Origin of the sequence: Rhodococcus sp. YH1 (assembly GCF_009939605.1) — a bacterium.
In the GTDB taxonomy this organism is placed as follows: Bacteria; Actinomycetota; Actinomycetes; order Mycobacteriales; family Mycobacteriaceae; genus Rhodococcus; species Rhodococcus aetherivorans.
Window position 1 is genome coordinate 1 of sequence record NZ_WVTE01000175.1, and the last position, 2,414, is coordinate 2,414.

The 2,414-nt window shown below is 69.3% G+C and carries 1 protein-coding gene; it reads left to right on the top strand.

Going from position 1 to position 2,414, the window contains the following annotated elements; translation table 11 throughout:
* The coding region (locus tag AIIKEEIJ_RS14030; protein WP_161995907.1) for an HAD-IC family P-type ATPase at nt 1-2,135 on the top strand (2,135 nt) is incomplete at its 5' end.
* Nucleotides 2,136-2,414 lie beyond the last annotated feature (279 nt).

Here is a 2,414-nt window from a genome sequence, read left to right on the forward strand (position 1 = left end):
TGCTGTTCATGAACACCGACGTCACCCGCGGGCGGGGCACGATGGTGGTCACGGCCACCGGGATGCAGACCGAGATCGGCGCGATCGCCACCCTGCTCGGTGCCGCCGGGGTGGAGAAGACCCCGCTGCAGCGCCGCATCGACCAGCTCGCCAAGACCCTCACCATCGTTGCGCTCACCGTCGTCGCCGTCGTGTTCGTCCTGGGTCTGCTGCGCGGGCAGTCGTGGTCCGACCTGCTGATCACCGCCGTCTCGCTCGCCGTCGCCACCATTCCCGAGGGGCTGACCGCGGTCGTCGCCTTCACCCTCGCGATGGGCGCGTCGCGGCTCGCCGCGCGCGGCGCCATCGTCAAACGGCTCGCCGCCGTCGAGACCCTCGGCAGCACCACCCACATCGCCACCGACAAGACCGGCACCCTCACCCTCAACCAGATGACGGTGCAGCGGCTGCTGGCCCGTGGCCGCAGCTTCCGCGTCACCGGCACCGGGTACGAAACGGCCGGCAAGATCCTCGTCGGCGACGGGCTGCCGGCCCCGGACCTGACCGCGCCGCTGCTCGGGATGGCCCTGTGCAACGATGCCGTCGTCCGCGACGGGGTGCTCGTCGGCGATCCCACCGAGGGCGCACTGGTGGTGCTCGCCGAGAAGGGCGGCATCGACGTCGAGGGGGCGCGTCTCGCGGTGCCGCGGCTGGCGGAGGTGCCGTTCGACTCCGCCTACAAGTACATGGCGACCTTCCACGCCCTGCCCGACGGCGGCTACCGGTGCTTCGCCAAGGGCGCGCCCGGTGCGCTGCTCGACCGCGCCACCGCGATGCTCGACGGGGACGGCCCCGTCCCGCTCGACGACCGCCGCCGCGAGCGCCTCCGCTCGGCGGTGCAGTCGCTCGCCGCCGAGGGGCTGCGCACCCTGATGATCGCCGGCCGGGACCTGCACGCGGTGCCGCGGGGCGACGGGGAGGCGCTGCAGCGCGTGGTGTCCGACCTGACCCTCTACGCCGTGGTCGGCATCGTCGATCCGCCGCGGACGGAGGCCAAGCGGGCCATCGAGGTGGCCCACGCCGCCGGCATCGAGGTGCACATGATCACCGGCGACCACCTCGTGACCGCGTCGGCGATCGCCGCGGAACTGGGCATCGGCGGCGCCGCGGCCACCGGCGCCGACCTCGACGCCCTGGAAGACGACGAGCTACGTTCCCGGGCAGCAGGTTTCGGTGTGCTGGCCCGCGTCGCGCCGGAGCACAAGATCCGGGTCGTCAAGGCGCTGCAGGCGAACGGCGAGGTGGTCGCCATGACCGGCGACGGCGTCAACGACGCGCCCGCCCTCGAACAGGCCGACATCGGTGTCGCCATGGGCATCACCGGCACCGACGTGTCCAAGAGCGCGGCCGACATGATCCTCACCGACGACAACTTCGCGACCATCGTCGCCGCGGTCGAGGAAGGCCGCGGCATCTACGCCAACATCGTCAAGTTCGTGAAGTTCCAGCTGACCACGGCATGGGGGTTCGTGCTGATCTTCCTCGTCGCCGGGGCCCTCGGGCTCGCCGGCGGTGCGCCGTTCACGGCGCTGCAGATCCTGTGGGTCAACATCATCATGGACGGCCCGCCGGCCCTCGCCCTCGGCGTCGACCCCACCGAGCCGGGCACCATGTCCCGGCCGCCGCGGCCGGCCCACGAGCGCCTGCTCAGCCGCGATCGGCTCCGCCGCATCCTCGGCCTGGGCATCGTCATGACCGCCGGAACCGTCGCAGTGCTGCACTACGCGCCGCAGTGGTTCCCCGAGAGCGCCGGCGACCCGCTGTTCGCCACCACCCTCGCGTTCACCACGTTCGTCTTCTTCCAGGTGTTCAATCTGCTCAACGTCCGCTCCGAACTCGGCTCGGTGTTCTCGTTGCAGACCCTCACCAACCACAGCATCTGGATCGCGCTCGTCGTGGTGGTCGTCCTGCAGGTGTGCGTGGTGCAGACGACTTTCCTGCAGGGCTTCTTCGACACCACCGCGCTCACCTCGCAGCAGTGGGCGCTCGCCGTCGGCGTCGGATCCTCGGTGCTGTGGGTGGACGAACTCGTCAAGGCCACCGGACGGAGCGTGCGGCGTCGGCGTGGTGACACGCCTGCTCGGGCGGGCGCATAGTGGAGGTGGTGTCGCCCTCCGACGAACACCGCAGGACGCGGAGGTGGGAACGATGGACATGGGCTTGATGCACATGCTGCACATGTTGATGATGCAGATGCACCACATGCTGATGCCGGGTATGCCGATGCATCACATGATGCCGATGTGACTGCATCACATGATGCCGATGTGACTGCATCACATGATGCCGATGTGACTGCATCACATGATGCCGATGTGACTGCATCACATGATGCCGATGTGACTGCATCACATGATGCCGATGTGACTGCATCA